Source organism: Mycolicibacterium septicum DSM 44393 (assembly GCF_000455325.1).
Lineage (GTDB): Bacteria > Actinomycetota > Actinomycetes > Mycobacteriales > Mycobacteriaceae > Mycobacterium > Mycobacterium septicum.
In genome coordinates this window covers 146,908-168,326 of sequence record NZ_HG322953.1, presented here as the reverse complement: position 1 = coordinate 168,326, position 21,419 = coordinate 146,908, and the positions used below count along the sequence as shown (strand labels likewise).

The following is a 21,419-nucleotide window of genomic DNA, read 5'->3' as shown; positions in this document are numbered from 1 at the left end:
CATCATGAGCGATTCCGGCACGACCAACTACGACACCGTCGACTACTTCACCGACCAATCGCTGGTTCCCGACCCGCACCCGTACTTCGACCACCTGCGCAGCAAGTGTCCGGTCGTGAAGGAACCGAACTACGGCGTCCTGGCGATCACCGGGTTCGAAGAAGCCACCACCGTCCTCAAGGACACCGATCTGTTCTCGTCGTGCGTCGCCGTGGCCGGCCCGTTCCCGCCGCTGCCGTTCACCCCCGAGGGTTCTGACATCACCGAGCAGATCGCGCAGTACCGGCCCCAGATGCCGATGTTCGAACACATGGTCACGATGGACCCACCTGACCACACCAACGCCCGTTCCCTGCTCAACCGGTTGCTGACCCCGCGCCGGTTGAAGGAGAACGAAGACTTCATGTGGCGGCTGGCCGATCAGTGCCTCGACGATTTCATCGCCGACGGCAAGTGTGAGTTCCTCAGCGCCTACGCGAAGCCCTTCTCGCTCCTGGTGATCGCCGACATGCTGGGCGTGCCGGAAGAAGACCACGAGGAGTTCCGGACGGTCCTGGGCGCACCCCGGCCGGGTGCTCAGGTCGGCTCCCTCGACGGCGACCTCGTTTCCTCCAATCCGCTGGAGTGGCTCGACGAGAAGTTCATCGGCTACCTCGAGGACCGTCGGAAAGAACCCCGCGACGACGTGCTGACGGCGCTCGCCACGGCGAACTACCCGGACGGTTCCGTACCGCCGGTCATCGAGGTGGTTCGATCCGCGACCTTCCTGTTCGCCGCCGGGCAGGAGACCACCACCAAGCTGCTCTCCGCATCGCTGCGGGTGCTCGGCGACCGTCCGGACATTCAGCAGGCCCTGCGCGACGACCGCAGCCGCATCCCGACCTTCGTCGAGGAAGCCCTGCGGATGGACGCACCGGTCAAGAGCCAGTTCCGGTTGGCCAAGAAGGACACCAAGCTCGGTGACGTCGACGTGCCTGCGGGCACCACGCTCATGGTGTGCCCCGGCGCGGTCAACCGCGACCCGGTCCGCTTCGAAGATCCGCACACCTTCAGCCTGGATCGCAAGAACGTCCGCGAGCACATCGCATTCGGCCGCGGTGTGCACAGCTGCCCGGGCGGCCCGCTGGCCCGCGTCGAGGGCCGGGTGTCACTCGAGCGGATCCTGGACCGGATGGCCGAGATCGGCATCGACGAGGAGTTCCACGGGCCCGCGGACGATCGTCGCTACAACTACGAGCCGACGTTCATACTGCGCGGTCTGACCGATCTGCACATCACGTTCAAGCCCGTGCGCTGACCCGATCTACCGACAGACGAATCCGCGGATCTCGTCTTCGCCGTATTTGTTATTCTCCGATTGCGAGAATGACAATCTCGCTGGCGAAGACGAGATTCCGGTTTCGGCACGGTGAAGCCTGATCTCGTTCTATAGTCAGCCGACCAGTGCCGATCCGTGGAGGTGTGCCTGTGAAGTCCAGCTTGATCCGTGTGGCGATGAGTGCCGCGCTCGGGTTGGGGACAGCGATCGCATTGGCACCGCCGTCGCAGGCCATGTACTTCGGCAACTACAGCCTCAACATCCCCGATCGCAGGGATTTCCACACCTGGATCTGGTCGGCGATCACGCCGTGCCGCGACCCGGGTTCCGACGTCCGGCAGCACGACTGCATTTCCATCGTGGCCATCCCGCAACCAGTTGCCAAGGCTTTCTCTGGGCGTGGCAACGCGAGACTGGTCGACGGTCGCTATACCTTGACGGTCGATGATCCCTTCGGCCTGCGGTGCGGGGACATCTACTACGGGCCGACCATCCCGACCCACGACGTCTACTCGTGGGATGCCAACACACTCGCGGGCGAGATGGTCTCCTCGTTCGATGCCGGCTGCGACGGCGCCCCCGGTGGCGCCTTCACCTATCCGTTCACCCTGACGAGGATGTGACCGATGCGTCATCTGACGAGCCGAGCTTTGACCATCGCGACGGCCGCTACCCTGGCGGCCGGCGCAATCGCCACGGCCGCACCGGCATTCGCCGATGATCCGGAGCCGGTCGGTCCGCCGCTGCGTCACGTGCAATACACGGTGACCGCCGATGCGCCGTACTGGGCTCACATCTACTATCGCGACACCGATCCGGTGCAGTTCTCGGACTACAGCCACAATCCGTACGAATTCAGCCCGCGGGCCGATGTGGACATCGCACCGGACAAGCCCTGGGTATTTGACGCCATGCTCGCCGATCCCGACCTGTGGGCCATGGTCCTGGTGCAGAGCGGTGAGTCACCCAATTTTCCGACTCCTGGGTTCAACTGCAAGCTGGCGGTCGACGGCGTGGTGGTCAAGACCAACAGCGGCCCCAAGGGCGCGTTGTGTTCGATCCGGAACTGGTAGACCCCACAACCGAAACATGAGAATGCTTGAGGGCGACGCGAAACGCGTCGCCCTCAAGCGTCTTCAGGCATTTGACTCAGGCGTCGCCGCGGAGCCAGCGTGTCTCACCATTCATCGGAACACAGCTCAGGAACAACCCATCCGGCGCCTGGGCCACCGAGTTCTGCTCGTTGATGCACAGGCTGTTCTCGTCGCGGATGCCCACCATGGGTGGCGACCGGAACCACCGCGGCTCATAGCGCCGCGGCGAGCCGCAGAACACCAGCCGGCCCCACCCGTTGCGCGCGTCGACCCCGAACACGTAGTAGGAGGTGTTGTCGCACGGAGCGCCGAGCACAGCGTTCGGGTTGATACCCGGCGTGCAGAAAGCGTCATTACATGTCTGCGGTCCCGCGTTTGCCTGCGGAGCAGCCAGCATCCCGGCGACAATCACTGAAGCGGTCGCCATCACCGTCACACGCACGTTGCTACTTTCGCATAGCTGGAAATTAAACTCTCAGTTTTGGAGAATATTACTACGAACGGTCCGCCGCTGGTCCACAAGCCGGCAGCAGGACGGCTTGGCCTGGACCATTACATCGTGAGACAGGCACCGATAGTGATATTCTCCGAAACTGAGAACATGGCTACCGCCGCGTCAGGTCGGCCAGAAGGAGCGTTCATGTCAGTCTCCCGGGTAAGTGCAGCCGCGGTGGCCGTCGCCGCCGCAGCGGCCGTCAGCCTGAGCGGCGCCGCCCCCGCGGTCGCAGGCGAGCAGTGGGGTATCAACGGCACCTTTGCCACCTCGTCCAACGGCGAATGGGCCAAGATCAACGATCGGTACGAGAACCAGCCTTCGGTCCGCAGCACCTGGACGATCTCCACACAGTGCATCTCCCCCACCGAATGCAGCGGCACGGTGACCAGCGATGCGGGCTGGTCGGCACCGATCTACACGACGAACGGTCTTTGGTACATCAAGAGGGTGCTGCCCAACTGGCGCTTCTGCGCGGACGGCACGCCCGTCGAGGGCATGCAGATCTACCGAATCTACCCGGTGGGCTTCGACGGCCACACGGACTTGACCTCATCCGAATACACCGGCGAAGACGTGACCATCGGACCCAGCGGATCCTGCGGACGCAATCAGTCACCGGAGGTTCGGATGCCGTTCTACATGCGGCCCGCCTAGCCAAAAACTTAAGACAGACAAAAAAACTGGCCCCGGGCAATCGCCCGGGGCCAGTTCTTTGATATTCCGCTCAGGTCGGCATCAGGTCCTGCCACGACTTGGGCTGGGACACCAGATCCGTCTGCTTGTAGAGGTTTCCGTCGCTACCCATGTACTCCCCCGTGCGCGGGTTGTACTTGGCGATAGCCACCGACGGTCCCTGACCCTTGTCACCGTTGAACGCGCTGGGCGCCGCTCCGGGCTCTGAAGGAGTCTCGGGCGCATCCGGGAACACTCCCTGTCCGTGCGGGACCGGCGGAAGCTCGGTGAACTGCGGCTGGTCCGCCGCCGGCAGCGGAACTGCGTTGGGATCTCCCGGCGGTGGCGGCGGTACACCGGGCACCGGAGGATCCATGTACAGCGGCCGCCCCGGCAGCAGCGGACCTGGCCCGGTTCCGGCGAAGCTCGGCGCCGGCTGCGGTTCGGGTGCCGCCCCTGGCGGCGGAGCGGTCACCCCCGGCGGCAGCGGGGTGCCGCCGAGCGGCCCGAAGATCTTCTCGTCCGGCAGGACGCGGGTGTCAGGGGGCACGCCCTGGGCGATCAGACTGGGGTCCAGCGGGTACGGGCCGAGCGCGTGCTGACGCTGTGCGATCGGTTGAAATCCCTTGGGGTCGTTGCACAATTCGACCGTGGGCGCCCGCTTGCCCGGATGCTCCATACACGGGTAGTTGCGGGCACCGCGCACACCGATCGGGGAATCCTGCGGCAACTTGCAGTAGATGTTGTCCGGGGTGTCGATGGTCGTGGTGTCGGCCGGGGAGCGCCACGCCGACGGCGGGAGGAACCCCACCGTGCACGTCGGCGGATCACCGAGACCCAGCGAGAAGTCGGCCATCGGCAGACCGCTCGTGTTGTTCGTCGGCGCATACGTCTGCAGCTGAGCGACGTACGGCGGCAACAACACCAGCAGCTGCTCGATCGACGGGTTGTAGGTGAGTGCGATCTGGCCGAAGGTGCTCAGGTTCGCCAGCAACAGCGGCAGGGTCGGCTTGATCTGCTCGAGCAGCTTCGTGGTCTCCTGGGCGAACCCGGGGCCGTTGCGCAGCAGCGACCGGACCTCGGGATCGTTGTCGGCAACCTGCCCGGTGATACCGGCCAGGCTGGCGGCCCAGGTTCTGATCGAATCGGTGGTCTGGGCTTGCGCGTCGAGGAAGGGCTTGCCGTCGTCGATCAATGCACGGGTCTGGTCCGAGACCGCGTTGGAGTCCCTGGTGATCGTCGAAGCCGAGTCGAGCAGCGAACCGAAGTCATAGCCGGTCCCGTTGAACGCGTTGTAGGACTCGTCCAGCAGCTGGCTCAGCTTGTCCTTCGGAATGGTGTCGACCAGAGCGCTGAGTTGATCCAGCATCGGGCCGACCTGCTGCGGAATCTTGGTGTTGGACACGGCGATCACCGAGCCGTTGTCCAAGTACGGCCCAGAGTTGGTGCGCGGCAACAACTCGACGTACTGCTCACCGACCGCGGACATGCTCCGGACCTCGGCTGCCAGGTCGGCGGGCACCTTCGGAGAGCGGTCAAGGGACAGAGTCGCCTCGGCACCCTTCTCGGTCAGCGAAACCGAGGTCACCTTGCCGATCTGGGATCCGCGATAGGTGACATTGCCGAACTGGTAGAGGCCTCCGGTGGCCGGCAGTTCGAGCTTCACGGTGATGCGACCGACACCGAGCAGCGTCGGTAGCTGCATATAGGCGAACAGCATGACTGCCACACCGACGATCGAGGCGATGGTGAAGAGGATCAGCTGGGTCCGGATGAAGCGGGTGAGCATTTATCCGCCACCCCCTGTCGGTGGAGTAGGTGCAGTAGGTGCCGGCGCCTGGTCCGCTGAACCACCTTGAGGCGCATACGGTCCCGCGAAGATCGACGTCGACCCGCCGGCCGGGGCCACAGGCTGCGGCACACCCCCGGGCATGGTGAGCGGTGCCGGTGGCGCCACGGGCAGTACCGGGCCGGCGTAGGTGGGAGCCGGGAGATCCGCTGGCGGCGGCGCGTTCGGCATGTCCGGCTCCTCCGGGAACGCCTCCGGCGGCGGCGGGTTGACCCCGGTCTTGAGCGGGTCGTAGGTGTAGTTCAGGTAGTTCGGATCCCCCGGAATCGGAACGTTCTGCGCGTCCCCATCTTCCCAGCGGGTACCCCGCATCAAGCTGCGCTTGAGGTGCGGGATCGTCATGTCGAAGTACGCGAACAGGTTGTAGTAATCACCGCGGATGGCGCGGTCCATGAAGATCTGGGTGAACGGGAAATGCGGAGCGTATTCGAGCACCGCATCGAGTTGCGGCCCGACATTAGCCAGGGCCCTCAACGCAGGTTCCAGGTTCTTGAGGTTCCGAACAAGGTCGGCCTGCGAATCGTTGACGAACTGGTTGGCGGTCGCGCTGAAGGTGCCCAGCTTCTGCAGTGCGGTCGTGAATCTCGGCCGCTCCTTGATCAACACATCGAGCGCCGGCGGGATTTTCTCCAGCGCCCGGGTGATGACATCACGTTGCCCGGCGAAGGTCGAGGCCAACTGGTTCAGCCCCTGGATCGAAGCAACGATGTTGTCGCGCTGCGCATCTAACGCGCCGACAAACGTATCCAACCGGGTGAGCAGATCACGAAAGTCTGCCTCGCGCCCGTTGAGTGCGGCGCTGAAGTTGTGGATGATGTCACCCATCTGCCCGAGACCGCCGCCGTTCACCACCGCGGCCAGCGAGGACAGCGTCTGCTCGGTCGTCGGATACGTCGACGAGTTGTTCAGCGCAATCGTCGCTCCCGGTGGGAGTTTCCCGTTGGGAGCCTGACCCGCCGGCGGGTTGAGCGCCAGATGCATCGAACCCAGAAGGCTGGTCTGCCCGACGCTGGCCACCACATTTGCCGGCACCACGACACCCGGCTGCACCGAGAACTCGACGTCCGCGTGCCAATCCTTCACCGACAGGGTGCGCACGCTGCCGACGACGACGTCGTTCATCATCACCGGTGAATTCGGTTCCAGCGTCGCCACATTCGCGATCTCGACGTGGTAGACGCTGGAGTCCGCACCCCGTCCCACGGCCCCGGGCAGGGGCAGCGAGTTGACGCCTTGGAACGCGCACCCGCTGGTGGTCAGCGCGACGCAGGATCCGGCGGCGATTGCCAGACGCAGCGGCTTTCCCCTGATCATGCTGGTGGCGTCCCTTCTGCTGGTGCTGGTGCCGGTGCCGCGGGCGCCGGCACTTCGGCGGCCAGTGGACCGGGCGGCGGACCCGGAGGCGGCCCGGGTTGCCCGGCAGCCGGATTGAGCATGTCCGACACAGTGTTGTGCATGTTGGGCGGGTAATAGTCCCCACCCGGCAGCAGCTGCTGAGCCCCTGGTGGCGGCTCATCCGGCCCGCGACCGGTGAACGGTGGAGGCGGAGTCGGGCCGGGGTTGTAGGCCGAGATTGCCGGCGGGATATCGGGTGCAGTGGGCGACCCTCCCTCACCGCCCGGCGCCAGACCCGGCTCTGAGTAGACGATGTTCTCGGGTTTGGCCGATGGCATCAGGTACGGGTCGATCGGGAACGGCAGGTGATTGAAATTGATCAGCCGTAGCGCTGGGCCCAGATACTGCGAGCACAGTTTCGCGGTCTCGGGTGCGGTGGTGTTCTCGACGGCACCGATGGCACCGCAGATGAATTCGACCGGGTTGGAGAAGTTGTTCAACACGAACTGGCCGACCGCGCTGCCTGTGTCCGGGTTGTAGATGTTGTAGCCGTTCATGAACGCGTTCGGCGCAACGTGCAGGAGATTCTCGATGTGTAATTTGTTGTCGACCAGGTTCTGGGTGACATTGGCCAGCCGCTGCACCTGCTCGGAGGTCTGATCGCGGGTTCCGGCAACGAATCTCTGTACGTCCACGACCGCCACCGACAGGTTCGTCAGGGCCGCATCGAGGTCCGATCGGCTGCCGTCAACCACGCTGGTCAGCGTGGCCAACCGGTTCTGGAACGACACCACCTGCTGATTGCTGTCCCGCAGTGCGGTAACGAACGTCTGCAGATTCTTGATGATGTCGACGATGTTTCCGCTGCCCTCGGCCAGAACCCGGGCGACGCCGGACAGCTGCGAAATGGTCTGGCGCAGTTTGTCTCCGTTGCCGGCCATCGCGTCGGCCGTGCTGTTGATGAACCGGGACACCGACGTCCCGTCGACGCCGCTCTGCGGTCCGAGGTCGGTGGACAGCCGCATCAGCTGTTCCTTGACCTGATCCCACTCCACCGGAACGGCGGTGCGGTCCAAGCCGATCACGGCGTCATCGGGCAGCGTGGGGCCACTCGACCGGTAGGCCGGCGCCAGCTGCACATAGCGTGCGGCCACCAGGTTCTGGGCCACGATGACGGCTTTGGCATCCGCCGGGATCGGCACGTCATGGTCGACCTTGAGGGTCACGCGGGTTTGCGTGCCCTCCGGCTTGATCGAATCGATCGTGCCGACCTTGACTCCGGACACCCGGACATCGTCACCCGGGTATACGCCGGTGGCCGAGGTGAACAGCGCGGAGATGGTCTTCTGCCCGAAGAAGCTCTGGCGCAACAACACTGCCACGCCTACCACCAGCAACGCCACCAGCGCAATGGCCAGCCATTTACCGAGACGACTGCGGTTCATCAGCGTGAACCTCCGGGAACTCCGTTGTAGGGCCATGGGAATTCGGCGCGCGGCCCGGCATTGTCCGGCGGCTGGCCGGCGTTGGTCCCACGCCGGAACCCGAACGCGTAGTCCATGAACGGCTGGAGCAACTGGGCAGGCTGCAGGTTGGGAACGTAGGCGTTGTAATACGCCCCATTCGCCAGGGTTTCGGCCTGGGACAACTGGAACTTGTTCATATTCGGCAGGGCCTTGGTGATGTTGTCGCGATTGCGTTCCAGCATTGCGGTGACCGAGTTGAGCCGCTTCAGCGTCGGCGCCAGCTGCGCCTCGTTGTCGGCAACGAGGCCCGAGAGCTGCTGCGAGACTGCCGCGGTGTTGGCCAGCAGGTCGACGATGGCCTGGCGCCGGTCGTTGAGCACGCCGAGCAGATCATTCGCGTTGAGGATCAACGTGTTCAGCTGATCACTGCGCTGTGACAGCACCACGGTCACGTCGCTGGCACTCTTGAGCAGGCTGGCCAGACTTTCGTTGCGGCCGTTGATCGATTTGGACAACCGGCTGAGGCCGTCGAACGTGGGCCCGAGCTTCGGTGCGACCTGGTCGATGGTCGCCGACAGCGTGTCCAGGGACTGGTTCAGCGAAGCCGTGTCGGTACCCGCCGAGTTGGTGGTCAGGTCACTGACCGCGTCGGTCAGCGAGTACGGAGACGACGTGCGCGACGTTGGGATCACATCAGTGGTGCGCAGCGTGCCGGCACCATCGGACTCCAGTGTCAGCACCCGTTCACCGAGCAGTGAACCGGTGCGGATGTGCGCGGTGGTCAGTGACCCCAGGGGGTACTTGCCCTCGGTGGTGAAGGTGACCAACGCGTCGCCGTTCTGCAGCGACACGTCGGTGACCGAACCGATCTTGATTCCGGACAAGGTCACGTCGTTGCCGGTGGCGATACCGCCGGCTTCGCTGAACAGTGCCTGATGGCGCACCGACGAGGCCCACTGCTGCAACCGTTCGGGCTGAAGCCCGACGGCGATGATGAGCATCATCAGCACGACGCCGATGAAACCTGCCTTGATCAGATTTGATTCGCGGTACTTAAGCATCAGGGCTCCGCGCACCTCCCGCCTTCTTGTTTGATCATCGGGAAGTGCGCAGTGCGCCCCTGTAGATCGGTGACACGGATACCAAGTCCGCAGATGTAGTACATGATCCAGCTGCCGTACGAGCCCAGCCGGGCGAGCTTGCGGAAGTTGTCGGGGGCTTTCTGCAGGCCCCGGTCCAGGACGATCTGGTGGTCATCGAGCAGCGGGGCCAGTCGGTTGAGCTGATCGACAGTGCCCTTGAGTGGCGGCCGTGCCTCGGTGAGCAGGCTGGCGAGCGAGGCAGTGCCGTTGTCCAGCTGCGTCACGGCCGTGCCGAGTGGGTCACGATCCTGCGAGAGTCCACTGATCAACTGTTCGAGACGGTCGACGGTTCCGTCGAACTTCTTGCCGTCCTTGGCCAGTGTTCCGACCACCGAGTTCAGGTTGTCGATCAGCTGCTGGATGACCTGGTCGTTGTTGGCCAACGTGTTCGAGAACGACGAGGTCTTGCTCAGCAGTGAGTCCAGGGTGTCGCCCTGCCCCTGGAAGATCTGGATCAGCGAAGAGGTCAGCGCGTTGACGTCCTGGGGGTTGAGCCCCTGGATCACCGGTCGCAGGCCGCCAAGTAAAAGATCGAGATCCAGCGCACTTGCGGTGCGGTCCTTGGGTATCTGCGATCCAGCCGGCAGCAGCTTGGTCGAGCCGGGGCTGTCGATCAGTTCCAGGTAGCGGTCCCCCACCAGGTTCAAGTAGCGCACCGCGACCTTGGTGCTGGTGGTCAGCGCAACGCTGCGGTCGGTGTCGAATTCCACCTTCACCGACTTATCAGGTTGCAGCGAAACGCTTTTCACCGTTCCCACCCGGACCCCGGCAACCCGCACCGAGTCTCCCGACTCCAGCCGTGAGGCGTCACCGAAGACCGCCGAGTAACCCGAGTACGAGCCGCCGCGGTATTCCGAGAACGTCATGAACAGGAAGGCCGTCAGGACGGCCATCACCACCGCGAAGGACGCGAACTTGATGAATGTGCTTCTGCCGCGCTTCATCCCGGTTGTCCCGTCTGCATGGTGTTACGTGGCGGGCCGTCCAGCGGGCCGAACAGGATCTGCTTGAGCCCGTCGGAGTTGAGGAGGATGCCCTGGTTGCCGTACTTCCACGGGTTGGCGTTGGTGTCGGTGACGAGGTACTTGGCCTTGTTGCCGAATCCGATGTACGGCAAGCCCATGCACTGCGGACCGCCCTTGGCTGCCACCTTGGGGAGGTTGGACGGGTACCGGTAGCGCTCGATGCCCAGCGTGAACGCCACGTTGACCACGACGCCGGGTTCCATCTGCGGTGGCTGGTTGAGGAGGTACAGCATCCCCTTGAGGCCGCACTCGATTCCGGGTGCGTACTCGTTGAGCAGATCGGTGGTGGGCGCCAACAGGTTCAGAGTGGTGCTGAGTGCCTGCCGGTTGCCGCCGATGACGTCGTTGCCGGCGTCGGCCAGTCCGATCGAGCTCACCAGGAAGTTGTCGAGGTTCTTCTGCTCGTCAACGATGCTGTCGCTGAGCCGATTGGTGTTGTCGACAGTCTTGAGCAGGTCTGGTGCCGCGTCACCGTAAGCCCTCGACACAGCGGCCATGCTCTCGATGTCGCCCGTCAGATTGGGCAGGCTGGGCTCGATCTTCTTCAGCACCGCGTCGAAGTCGGACAGCGACTGCCCCATCGCTTCGCCGCGTCCGGAGAAGGCCGAGGACAGCGCGCCCAGGGTCTCGTTGAGCTTGGCCGGGTCGATCTTGTTCAGCACGTTGGTGAGCTGTTGGAAGACAGTATTCATCTCGACGGTGACATGATCGCCTTGAAGCGTCTGGCCGGGCCGAAGCTTCTCGGGCGAGGGGTTGTCCGGCGCGACGAGTTGGACGTACTTGGCGCCGAACACGGTGGTCGAGGCGATGTCGGCCTGGACGTTGCCCGGGATCAGGCGCAGCTGTGACGGGTTCATCGCCAGGTGCAGCACGGCCTTGCCGTCGGCACGCTGCTCGATCGAGCTGACGGTGCCGACCTGGACGCCCCGCATCTTCACCTTGGCGTCCGGGTTCATCACCAGGCCGGCGCGGTCGGAGATCAGGGTGACGGGCTCGGTCTTTGTGAAGCTGCCGCGGAACAGCGCGACCGCCAGGCCGAAGATCAGGCCTATGGCGACCACGGTCGCCAAACCCGCCAGTGGCCGCGCGGAGCCTCCCGCGCCGAAGCTGCGTCCGGGGCGCGCCGCCACCGGCGAAGCGCTACTTGTGGTTTCGGACCGGTGGGCTGGGCCCGGTCCAACGTTGCGTGTCAACTCTTCTCCCTATCCCGACAGGTTGAAGTTGCCGTTGGAGCCGTAGACCGACAGTGACACCAGCAGGGTCACCGAGACCACGACGATCAGCGAGGTACGTACGGCGTTGCCGACCGCGACACCGACTCCGGAGGGTCCGCCGGAGGCGAAATAGCCGAAGTAGGTGTGGATCAGCAAGATGGTGATGGCCATCAGGACGGCCTGCAGAAACGACCACAGCAGGTCGATCGGGTTGAGGAACGTCGTGAAGTAGTGGTCGTACAGACCTCCGGACTGCCCGAGCAGCACCACCGTGGTGAACTGGCTGGCCAAGAACGACAGGATCACCGCGATCGCGTACAGCGGGGTGATGGCGATCATCCCGGCCACGATCCGGGTACTGACGAGGTATTCGACCGGGCGGATGGCCATGGCTTCCAGGGCGTCGATTTCCTCGTTGATCCGCATCGCCCCGAGCTGGGCGGTCACGCCGGCGCCGAAGGTGGCGGCCAGGCCGATACCGGCCACCACGGGCGCGGCGATACGGACGTTGATGAAGGCTGCCAGGAATCCGGTCAGCGCCTCGATGCCGATGTTGCCCAGCGAGCTGTAGCCCTGGATGGCCAGCACACCACCGGTGGCCAGGGTCAAGAACCCCACGATCACCACCGTGCCGCCGATCATGGCCAAGGTGCCTGCGCCCATCGAGATCTCGGCGATCAGCCGGACCAGTTCCTTGCGGTAGTGCATGGCCGCGTGCGGGGTGCCCGCCAGTGCCTTGAGATAGAACAGCGTGTGATCGCCGATCCGGCTCAGCGTCGAGACCGGCTTGTGGAATTGGCGGGTGACCCGCGGATAGGTCGACCGCAGGATCGTCATCGTTCCCATTGCGTCCCCTGCCTCAGTGCGCCGTCATGCGGATACCGATGGCCGTGACGACCACGTTGATGACGAACAGGGCCATGAATGCGTACACCACGGTCTCGTTGACCGCGTTACCCACTGCCTTGGCTCCACCGCCGCTGATGGTCAGCCCGCGGTAGCAGGCCACCAGGCCGGCGATCAGCCCGAACAGCGCAGCCTTGACGCAGGAGATGATCACCTCGGGCACCCCGGTCAGCAGCGTGATGCCGGCCGCGAACGCACCCGGGTTCACGTCCTGGATGAACACCGAGAACACATAGCCGCCCAGGATGCCGATGATCACCACCAGACTGTTCAGCAGCAACGCGACCAGTCCTGAGGCCAGCATCCGCGGGGTCACCAGGCGCTGGATCGGGTTGATCCCCAGCACCTCCATCGCGTCGATCTCTTCGCGGATGGTGCGCGATCCCAGATCCGCGCACATCGCGGTCGCCCCGGCCCCGGCCACGATCAGCACCGTCACCATCGGACCCAGCTGGGTCACCGCGCCGAACGCCGCACCCGCGCCCGACAGGTCGGCCGCACCCAACTCCCGGAGCAGGATGTTCAACGTGAACGAGACCAGCACCGTGAACGGGATCGCCACCAGCAACGTCGGGGCCATCGACACCCGCGCCACGAACCAGCACTGCTCCAGGAACTCCCGCCCCTGGAACGGCCGCTTGAAAATGAACCGGATCGCATCCAACGACATCGCGAACAACGCACCGACAGCCTGCATCGGACCCGACAGGTTGCGTAGCGACACTCCGGTCGTCCACTTATCCGCCATGCGTACTCCTGTCCCGGCTGACGGCTGCGGACACCGCAGTCGGTGCGCCGATGTTAGGTGCTGCACCGCGCCGGTGCTCAATTAGCTCTACTACGTACGGTGCGGCCTTCGGCCCCGGCGGGGTCATGCCGCAACCTCAGACCCGGAACGTGCCAACCGGCCGGTCGGGTGCCCGATGTCTGCCGAATCCAGCTGGGACACAATGGCATTCATCTGCGCGCTGATTCGCGAACCGGATGACTCGACCATGAGCGGCAAAAGCGGAGTGCGCTGGGACATCTGACGCACCTCCTGCTTTCGCTGGGTTCTCTTCGCTTCACCGGACCTACCGGTGACGCCGGACAGACTTGCCCCACGACCGCCCCCCGACCGCATGATGCTATCGGACTGGGTATCTGTCGCGAGGGCAAATAACTCAGAACTTGCTCCGGTAGTTGACAATTGGGGCAGGACGCTCGACAGCCCTCCGCGCAGTTGCACGAGACTGCCGTTCTCGTCGTGGGACGCGATGGCAGCCGCCCGCGACAGACGGGTTCCGATGGTGGTGTTGAAGGGCATTGCGACGGCGGCCTAGGTGACAGCGCCGGCGGTCTTGAGTTCGATGATGCGATCCCAGTCCAGGCCGAGTTCGCCCAGGATGTCGTCGGTTTGTTCGGCGAACCCCGGCGCCGGCCCGGTGCTCGGCGCCGTGACGTCGAATTGCACTGGGTTGGCCACCAACTCGAGTTCGCCGGCCTGCACCAGGTACTCGTTGGCCCGGATCTGGGCGTCCTGTGCCGCCTGCAGGGTGTCCTGCACCGGAGCCCACGGACCGGCCAGCGTGGCGAATCGCTCGCTCCACTCTGGCAAAGTCCGCTTCTTCATCGCCTCCGTGAGGATCTCGACCGCGTCCGGTGTGTTCTCGGCGAACGATTCGGCAGTCGCGAACCTCGGGTCGTCGATGTAGCCCTCCAGGTCCATGTGCCGGCAGACGTCGGCCCAGAACTTGGTCGGCTGCATCATCACGAACGAGATGTAGCGGTCGTCTGCGGTGCCGTACAACCCGACGAGCGGGTTGATCGGCGACCCGTGCACACCAGGTGGCGGTGTCACCATCAGCTGGTTCAAGTGCTGGGTGAGCGCCACGGTGTGGCCCATCGACCACAGTCCGCTGCCCAGGAGCGATACGTCCACTACCGACGGCTCACCGGTGCGCTCCCGCTTGAACAAGGCCGCGGCGATGCCGCCGGCCAGGTTGGTGCCCGAGATGGTGTCGCCGTAGGCAGGCCCGGGTGGGGCGATCATGCCCTCCATCCCGGCCGGCGTGATCGTCGCGGCGGTGCCGGCCCGGCACCAGAACGCGGTCATGTCATAGCCACCCTTGACCGACTCCTCGCCGCGGGGGCCGAGAGCGCTGCCGCGGGCGTAGATGATCTTCGGGTTCACCGCGCGGATGTCGTCGACATCGATACCGAACTTCTGCCGGTGTCCGGGCAGGAAGCTGGTGAGGAACACATCGGCCTTTTTCGCCAGTTCGAGCAGGATCTCGCGCCCTTCGGGCACCGACATGTCCAGCCCGATGCTGCGCTTGCCGCGGTTGGCGTGCTCGATGTTCGGGTTGGGATCGCCCTCGACGCGCAGCGGCCCGGTCTGACGCAGCCCGCGTTGCGGGTCGCCGGTGACGGCGTGCTCGACCTTGATGACGTCGGCACCCCACTCCCCCAGCACGGCTCCGGCCGAGGGGACGAAACCGTACATCGCGACCTCGAGGATGCGGACTCCTTCGAGTGGACCGCCGCTCATTGCTCTCTCCTCTTCGCGCAAGCGCTCATCAGCCCAGCACCCGCGCGAACGTCTTGGATTCCATGAACTCCTCGAGTCCCGCGGTACCCATCTCTCGGCCGATGCCGGACTGCTTGTACCCACCGAACGGACTGTCGGGACTGAAGTAGTTGCCGCCGTTGATCGAGAAGGTGCCCGTCCGGATCCGCCGGGCCACGCCCAGCGCGCGGTCCTCGCTGCCGAACACCGCTCCGGACAGCCCGTAGATCGAGTTGTTGGCGATACGCACCGCGTCGTCGTCATCTTCGTAGGCGATGACGGCCAGCACCGGCCCGAAGACCTCCTCCTGGGCGATCTCGCTGTCGGGGTCGACATCGGCCAGCAGCGTCGGGGTGTAGAAGAAGCCGGGGTCGACCTTCTCGCCGCCGGTGACCAGGGTCGCGCCGGCCTCGACGGCACGCTTGACCATGCCGTCGACCTTGTCGCGCTGCTTCTCGCTGATCAGCGGCCCCATGTACGTCTTGGGATCGGTCGGATCGCCGTAGCGCACGAGTCCGAAGTTGTTCTTGATCAGCTCGACGATCTCGTCCTTGTGCTTCGCGGGCACCAGCAGCCTCGAGGTCAGAGCGCAGCCCTGACCGGCGTGGGTGACCATGCTGAAGGCCGAGAACAGTGCGGCGGTGTTGAAGTCGGCGTCGTCGAGGACGATCGCGGCCGACTTGCCGCCGAGTTCCAGGAACACCTTCTTCAAGGTCTCGCTGGCCGCGGCCATGATGCGCCGCCCGGTGGGCGTGGAACCGGTGAAGGTGACCATGTCGACGTCGGGGCTCGTGGTGAGCACCGCGCCCACCTCGGGGTCGGCGCCCGACAACACGTTCACGACGCCGGCCGGGATGTCGGTGCGGTTCGCGATCAGCTCGCCGAGCGCCAGCGTGACCAACGGGGTGTCCGGAGCGGACTTGAGCACGACGGTGCAGCCGGCGGCCAGCGCCGGAGCGAGCTTGGCCAGGGCCAGCTGGTTCGGATAGTTGTAGGCGATGATCGCGGCCACCACGCCGCCCGCTTCCTTCTCCACCCACCGGTGGTGCTGCATGCCGCGGCTCTCGATGTTTCCGAGATCTTCGGTCAGCGGGTAGGTCTTGAGCAGCTCGGCGTAGTACCGCACGATGTCGATCGGACCGTCCAGCTGCGCACCGGCGCACAGCGCCGCGGTCGCGCCCACCTCGGTGGTGGTCAGGGCGGCCAGCTCGTCACGATGCTCGATCAGGGCCTGGTGCAGTTGCTCCAGGCAATGGATCCGCAGTTCGGTGTTGGTGGACCAGTCGGTGTTGTCGAATGCCTGCCTGGCCGCGGCGACCGCAGCCTCGGCATCGGCGACCGTGGCGTCCGGCGCGTAGCCGAACACCTCGCCGGTAGCTGGATTGACGGAAGGAAACGTCCGCGGCGTCTCGCGCAGCTCTCCGCCGATCAACAACTTCCGGTCAGCCCGCTGTTCTTGCGCGATGGTCGGCGCTTCCTGCTGCATCATCCTCCTCAGGCGATTCCCTACTGTGATGGAAACTGCATTCTCATCACCGGCGAATCATACATTCGCTCGATGAGAACTCAAGTGAAAGCTAGATCAGCTAGTCATGCCCTATTCGCTGCAGATCCGCCATCCATGCAGGCGGCGCTCTGGTTGCACTCAGATCTTGCGGTGCACGCCGATCCGAGAGTACGGTTCTCATAATCGGAAGGATGATTCTTGACCCCTGAGAAAGCCCGGCTTCGCCCGGCGGCCGGAGAACTGTCATGAAGAATGCCGTTGTCACCGGAGGAGGTTCGGGCATCGGGGCGGCGATTGTCGCCCGGTTGCGCGCCGACGGCCTCAACGTCGCGATACTCGACCTGCAGCCATCGGATGACGATTTCGCGCATGTCGCGGACGTGACCGACCGCGCTGCTGTCGACACCGCACTCAACGCGGTTCGGGCCCAACTCGGCCCGATCTCGGTTCTGGTGAACGCCGCCGGCCTCGACTGCTTCAAGCGCTTCAGTGACGTCTCGTTCGAGAAGTGGCAGCAGATCATCGACGTCAACCTCAATGGCGTATTCCACTGCATCCAGGCCGCACTGCCCGACATGCTCGAGGCCGGCTGGGGTCGCATCGTCAACATCTCGTCGTCGAGCACGCATTCGGGCCAGCCCTTCATGTCGCCCTATGTCGCGGCGAAGTCCGCGGTGAACGGCCTGACGAAGAGCCTGGCGCTCGAACTCGGCCCCAGCGGGATCACGGTCAACGCGGTGCCGCCGGGCTTCATCGACACGCCCATGCTGCGCAAGGCCGAAGGCAAGGGCTTCCTCGGAGACACCGACAGGCAGATCGAGCAGACCCCGGTGCGGCGCATGGGAAAGCCGGAAGACATCGCCGCCGCCTGTGCCTTCTTCGTCTCCGAAGAGGCGAGCTACATCACCGGCCAGATTCTCGGCGTCAACGGCGGCCGTAACACCTGACGCGCACGCGGTGCACCCGAAACATCATCAGCGAAAGGAACAAACGTGGGAAACAGCGCAGAAGGCCGGGTTGCCGGGAAAGTCGCTTTCATCACCGGCGCGGCACGTGGTCAGGGCCGCAGCCATGCGATCCGGCTGGCCGAAGAGGGCGCCGACATCATCGCGGTCGACATCTGTAAGAACTACGACACCGTCGGCTACCCGATGGCGACGGCAGAAGACCTCGAAGAGACCAAGAACTTCGTCGAGAAGACCGGCCGGCGCATCGTCACCGCCCAGGCCGACGTCCGTAACGAGGCCGAGCTGCGGAGCGCGCTGGAATCGGGACTCGCGGAGTTCGGCAAGCTCGACATCGTCGTGGCGCAGGCCGGCATCGCCGCGATGAAGGGCCAGCCCGCGATGCAGGCCTGGACCGACGGCATCAACACCAACTTCGTGGGCACCATCAACGCCATCCAGGTCGCGCTGCCGCACCTCAAAGAGGGCGCTTCGATCATCGCGACCGCATCGGCCGCCGCACTGATGGACGCCCACAACAAGCCCAACCCCGGCGCCGATCCCGGCGGCATGGGCTACATGATCTCCAAGCGGCTCATCTCCGAGTACGTGCATGCACTCGCCACCGAACTGGCGGTGCGCGGCATCCGTGCCAACGTCATCCACCCCACCAACTGCAACACCAACATGTTGCAGAGCGAGCCGATGTACCGCTCGTTCCGGCCGGATCTGGAGAACCCGACCCGCGCCGACGCCGAGCCGGTGTTCGGTGTGCAACAGGCCATGAAGGTCAACTTCATCGAGCCCGAGGACATCAGCAACGCGGTGTTGTGGCTGGCTTCCGAGGAGTCGCGCTTCGTCACCGGCATGCAGCTGCGGGTCGATGCCGGCGGCTACCTCAAGTGGTACGACTACCACGTGTGATGCCGTACCCACTGATTGCAAAGGAGTTGTCGTAGTGAAGGTTTCGGTCGATGCCAGTCGCTGCCAGGGCCACACCCTGTGCTCGATGATCGCGCCCGACTCGTTCGTCCTCGACGACGTCGACGGTCACGCGTCACCGGTTTCCGATGTGGTGCCGGCAGATCAGGAGGACGCGGTCCGCGAGGCCGCGCACTCCTGCCCCGAGCAAGCCATCGTCATCGAAGATTGACACAGACCGAAAGGCCAAGGGAGACAACGCCGTGAGTATCGACGATGTCACGACCGACGACGACCGTAAGAAGAACAGCTACCACTTCGACCGGCACACGCCGGAATATCGGGAGCAGTTCGAGAAGATCACCGAGGAGATGCAGTCCAAGTGCCCTATGGCGTGGACTGACTCCTACAACGGGCACTGGGTCGCCGCCGACAGCAAGCACGTGTTCGAGCTGGCCCGCTGCCCGGTGGTCTCCAACCACCACGACATCAGCGGTGAAACGCCCTACCAGGGCATCACCATTCCCAAGGCGAGCCGCGCGACCGTGGTGCGCGGCGGCATCCTGGAGATGGACGAGCCGGAGCACAGCGCCTATCGCGGCGCGCTGAACCCGTACCTGTCACCCGCCGCCATCAAGCGGTGGGAACCGTTCGTCGACGAGATCACGCGTGCCGCCCTGGACGAGCACATCGAGTCCGGCCGCATCGATTTCGTCGAGCATCTGGCCAACGTCGTTCCCGCCGTGTTCACCCTCGCGATGATGGGTATCGAACTCAAGAAGTGGAACGTCTACAGCGAGCCGACGCACGCCTCGGTGTACACCCCGGAGCACTCCCCCGATCGCGAGAAGATCAACGAGCAGCATCGCGAGATGGGCATCGACATCATCAACAACATGATGGAGATCCGGGAGAATCCGCGCCCCGGACTGGTGAACGCGATGCTGCAGTTGCGGATCGACGGTGAGCCGGCCCCCGACATGGAGATCCTGGGCAACCTCGGTCTGGTCATCGGCGGCGGTTTCGACACCACCACGGCCCTCACCGCGCACGCCCTGGAGTGGCTCGGCGAACATCCGGACGAGCGCGAGCGGCTGTCCCGTGAACGCGACAACCTGCTGCATCCCGCCACCGAGGAGTTCCTGCGGTTCTTCACCCCGGCGCCCGGTGACGGCCGGACCTTCTCCGAAGACGTCGAGGTCGAAGGCCAGCAGTTCAAGCAGTACGAGCGGCTGTGGCTGTCCTGGGCGATGGCCAACCGCGATCCGTCGGTGTTCGACCAGCCCAACGAGGTCATCCTGGACCGCAAGGGCAACCGGCATTTCAGCTTCGGCATCGGCGTGCACCGCTGCGTCGGGTCGAACGTGGCCCGCACGGTGTTCAAGTCGATGCTCACCGCTGTCCTCGATCGGATGCCGGACTATGTCTGCGACCCCGAGGGCGCAGTGCACTACGACACCATCGGCGTCATCCAGGGCATGCGCAATCTTCCGGCCACGTTCACGCCGAGCAAGCCGCTGGGTCCGGGCCTGGACGAGACGCTGGAGAAACTGCAGCGCATCTGCGTCGAGCAGGAACTCGCCCGGCCGATCACCGAGCGCAAGGAGCGCGCCGTCATCGACTGAGGCCGGTTTTGTGAGGACGCCTTGTACGTCTGCCGCCTGTTAACCTCGAATGAGGTCGGGTCCGGCAAACGTGCAAGGCGTCGCCTTTTTGGGCGAACAACATGGGGGTTCCAACAGGTGATCAAGTCTTCTTTCAAGTACATCGCGGCCGCCCTCGGCGGGCTGGCCCTGTCCGTTCCGCTGGCGACCGGGTTGGCGTCCGCCCAGCCCGACTTCAGTGGCGTGGTCAACACGACATGTAGCTACGAGCAGGTGATGGCGGCGCTCAACGCTCAGCGTCCCGACCTGGCGCAGCAGTTCAACGCGTCCCCGTTCGCCCAGGGCGCGTTGCGCAACTTCCTGGCCTCGGGACCCGCCCAGCGTCAGCAGACGGTGGCCCAGCTGCAGGCCAGCCCGGCCGCTCAGGAGTACTTCGGGCCGATCAACTCGATCGCCGGCAGCTGCAACAACTACTGATAGTCGTTCCCGCGTTGTCACGCTGGAGCGGCCCCGGATCTCGACCGCCACCCCAGCGTGACATTTGCGCGCCAGGACTAGGTCCGGCCGGCTATTTCGGCTGATTCGGTACTCCGGGGAACAACTGCTCGGTCGGCCCCACGGTCACCCACCCGCCCAGTTTGGTGACCAGGTGCGGTGCGAAGACCGAGGCGTAGACCGCGTGCCCGACCACGATCACAGCGATCACCGACAGCACTGCCGACTGCAGCCGGGTCTTGGAGATCTTGTCGGCCCACATCTCGATCACGTTGCGGCCCTCGGCGTCGGTCCGGCCCAGCAGGTAGGTGAACACCATCATCTGCACACCCATCGCGATGGCGTCGTAGATCGGGTACTGGTGTTTGGTCCCCTCCCACAGGCCCAGCCCCTCGATCACGTAGCCGTAGTAGAACAGGCCGAGCCGCGCGCCGATGATCGCGTTGAAGAACAAGGCCCAGCAGAACCCGACGGCGAAGCCCACCAGCAACAGCGTCTGCGGCCGCCGCCAGTTCCACTTCCCGGCCGCCCACCGCCCGAGTGCGGCACCGATGATCGCCGGCAACACGAAGTAACCCATGTAGCCGACGGGTACCGCCGAGGGTAGCCCGCCCCAGGTCATGTCGAGCGGCCACCACGACGGCATTCGCGGCAACGCGGGCGGAAACTGGGCGTACATCGCCCAGTCGTAGGGCGCTTCGATCCAGGAGAACGAGAGCGCCGAGATACAGAGCAACAGCAGCGGATGCAGGCGCCCGCGCCGGTAACTCAGATAGATCCCCACCGCCAGGAAACCCAGACCGGTGATGTACGCGAAGGCCACCCCGGCCTTGATCAGGACGTCGACGCTCACGGCTCGACCTCCTCGGCCGGACGGCGCCGC

At 64.8% G+C, this 21,419-nt stretch carries 21 protein-coding genes; 9 read left to right on the top strand and 12 right to left on the bottom strand.

Features of this window, described 5'->3' with window-relative positions; genetic code table 11:
- The first annotated feature begins 4 nt into the window (after positions 1–4).
- The 3 genes from TX88_RS27760 (at position 5) to TX88_RS27750 (ending at position 2,391) form a co-directional block, all read left to right on the top strand.
- Positions 5–1,297, top strand: a complete 1,293-nt coding sequence (locus TX88_RS27760; protein ID WP_044522390.1) for a cytochrome P450 — start codon at positions 5–7, stop codon at positions 1,295–1,297.
- 170 nt (positions 1,298–1,467) lie between these two features.
- Positions 1,468–1,941: a hypothetical protein gene (locus TX88_RS27755; RefSeq protein ID WP_044522389.1), complete on the top strand. Its 474-nt coding sequence runs from the start codon at positions 1,468–1,470 to the stop codon at positions 1,939–1,941.
- Between the two features lie 3 nt (positions 1,942–1,944).
- A complete protein-coding gene (locus tag TX88_RS27750; protein WP_044522384.1) occupies positions 1,945–2,391 on the top strand; it encodes an Rv2576c family protein in 447 nt (148 codons plus the stop codon).
- Positions 2,392–2,467: 76 nt separating this feature from the next.
- On the opposite strand, the gene TX88_RS27745 is transcribed toward TX88_RS27750, so the two are convergent.
- Positions 2,468–2,839: a hypothetical protein gene (locus tag TX88_RS27745; protein ID WP_044524129.1), complete on the bottom strand. Its 372-nt coding sequence runs from the start codon at positions 2,837–2,839 to the stop codon at positions 2,468–2,470.
- Positions 2,840–3,052: 213 nt separating this feature from the next.
- Here TX88_RS27745 and TX88_RS27740 point away from each other — a divergent pair, with 213 nt between their 5' ends.
- Complete coding sequence (locus TX88_RS27740) at positions 3,053–3,562, top strand: Rv2253/PknI dimerization domain-containing protein (protein WP_044522382.1); 510 nt, start codon at positions 3,053–3,055, stop codon at positions 3,560–3,562.
- Between the two features lie 70 nt (positions 3,563–3,632).
- On the opposite strand, the gene TX88_RS27735 is transcribed toward TX88_RS27740, so the two are convergent.
- The 10 genes from TX88_RS27735 to TX88_RS27685 all read right to left on the bottom strand — a co-directional run bounded on the left by TX88_RS27735 (position 3,633) and on the right by TX88_RS27685 (position 16,554).
- The gene (locus TX88_RS27735) at positions 3,633–5,369 is read right to left on the bottom strand and encodes an MCE family protein (protein WP_044522381.1); all 1,737 of its coding nucleotides are present in this window, start codon (positions 5,367–5,369) and stop codon (positions 3,633–3,635) included.
- Positions 5,370–6,743 (bottom strand): MCE family protein, encoded by a 1,374-nt coding sequence (locus TX88_RS27730; RefSeq protein WP_044522380.1) that lies wholly within the window; start codon positions 6,741–6,743, stop codon positions 5,370–5,372.
- Complete coding sequence (locus tag TX88_RS27725; protein ID WP_044522379.1) at positions 6,740–8,209, bottom strand: MCE family protein; 1,470 nt, start codon at positions 8,207–8,209, stop codon at positions 6,740–6,742. The genes TX88_RS27730 and TX88_RS27725 overlap by 4 nt, the downstream gene beginning before the upstream one ends.
- A complete protein-coding gene (locus TX88_RS27720; protein WP_044524128.1) occupies positions 8,209–9,291 on the bottom strand; it encodes an MCE family protein in 1,083 nt (360 codons plus the stop codon). Before TX88_RS27720 ends, TX88_RS27725 begins: the two co-directional genes overlap by 1 nt.
- The gene (locus tag TX88_RS27715) at positions 9,291–10,316 is read right to left on the bottom strand and encodes an MCE family protein (protein ID WP_044522378.1); all 1,026 of its coding nucleotides are present in this window, start codon (positions 10,314–10,316) and stop codon (positions 9,291–9,293) included. The genes TX88_RS27720 and TX88_RS27715 overlap by 1 nt, the downstream gene beginning before the upstream one ends.
- Entirely contained in the window at positions 10,313–11,590 is a 1,278-nt protein-coding gene (locus TX88_RS27710; RefSeq protein ID WP_044522376.1) for an MCE family protein, read from the bottom strand. Before TX88_RS27710 ends, TX88_RS27715 begins: the two co-directional genes overlap by 4 nt.
- Before the next feature lie 9 nt (positions 11,591–11,599).
- On the bottom strand, positions 11,600–12,457 hold the full coding sequence (locus TX88_RS27705; protein WP_044522375.1) for an MlaE family ABC transporter permease: 858 nt from the start codon (positions 12,455–12,457) through the stop codon (positions 11,600–11,602).
- A gap of 13 nt (positions 12,458–12,470) precedes the next feature.
- Positions 12,471–13,265 (bottom strand): MlaE family ABC transporter permease, encoded by a 795-nt coding sequence (locus TX88_RS27700; RefSeq protein ID WP_044522374.1) that lies wholly within the window; start codon positions 13,263–13,265, stop codon positions 12,471–12,473.
- Positions 13,266–13,835: 570 nt separating this feature from the next.
- Entirely contained in the window at positions 13,836–15,047 is a 1,212-nt protein-coding gene (locus TX88_RS27690) for a CaiB/BaiF CoA transferase family protein (RefSeq protein WP_084622195.1), read from the bottom strand.
- Positions 15,048–15,075: 28 nt separating this feature from the next.
- On the bottom strand, positions 15,076–16,554 hold the full coding sequence (locus TX88_RS27685; protein ID WP_044522372.1) for an aldehyde dehydrogenase family protein: 1,479 nt from the start codon (positions 16,552–16,554) through the stop codon (positions 15,076–15,078).
- A 263-nt stretch (positions 16,555–16,817) separates the two neighbouring features.
- Here TX88_RS27685 and TX88_RS27680 point away from each other — a divergent pair, with 263 nt between their 5' ends.
- The 5 genes from TX88_RS27680 to TX88_RS27660 all read left to right on the top strand — a co-directional run bounded on the left by TX88_RS27680 (position 16,818) and on the right by TX88_RS27660 (position 20,518).
- Entirely contained in the window at positions 16,818–17,519 is a 702-nt protein-coding gene (locus TX88_RS27680) for an SDR family NAD(P)-dependent oxidoreductase (protein WP_044522371.1), read from the top strand.
- A 45-nt stretch (positions 17,520–17,564) separates the two neighbouring features.
- A complete protein-coding gene (locus tag TX88_RS27675; RefSeq protein ID WP_044522370.1) occupies positions 17,565–18,440 on the top strand; it encodes a mycofactocin-coupled SDR family oxidoreductase in 876 nt (291 codons plus the stop codon).
- Positions 18,441–18,474: 34 nt separating this feature from the next.
- Positions 18,475–18,669 (top strand): ferredoxin, encoded by a 195-nt coding sequence (locus TX88_RS27670; RefSeq protein ID WP_003880083.1) that lies wholly within the window; start codon positions 18,475–18,477, stop codon positions 18,667–18,669.
- Between the two features lie 31 nt (positions 18,670–18,700).
- Entirely contained in the window at positions 18,701–20,062 is a 1,362-nt protein-coding gene (locus tag TX88_RS27665) for a cytochrome P450 (RefSeq protein WP_044522368.1), read from the top strand.
- 117 nt (positions 20,063–20,179) lie between these two features.
- Positions 20,180–20,518, top strand: a complete 339-nt coding sequence (locus TX88_RS27660; RefSeq protein WP_044522367.1) for a hemophore-related protein — start codon at positions 20,180–20,182, stop codon at positions 20,516–20,518.
- 91 nt (positions 20,519–20,609) lie between these two features.
- Here TX88_RS27660 and TX88_RS27655 read toward each other — a convergent pair whose 3' ends face one another.
- A complete protein-coding gene (locus TX88_RS27655; RefSeq protein ID WP_044522365.1) occupies positions 20,610–21,389 on the bottom strand; it encodes a spirocyclase AveC family protein in 780 nt (259 codons plus the stop codon).
- Positions 21,390–21,419: the final 30 nt, after the last annotated feature.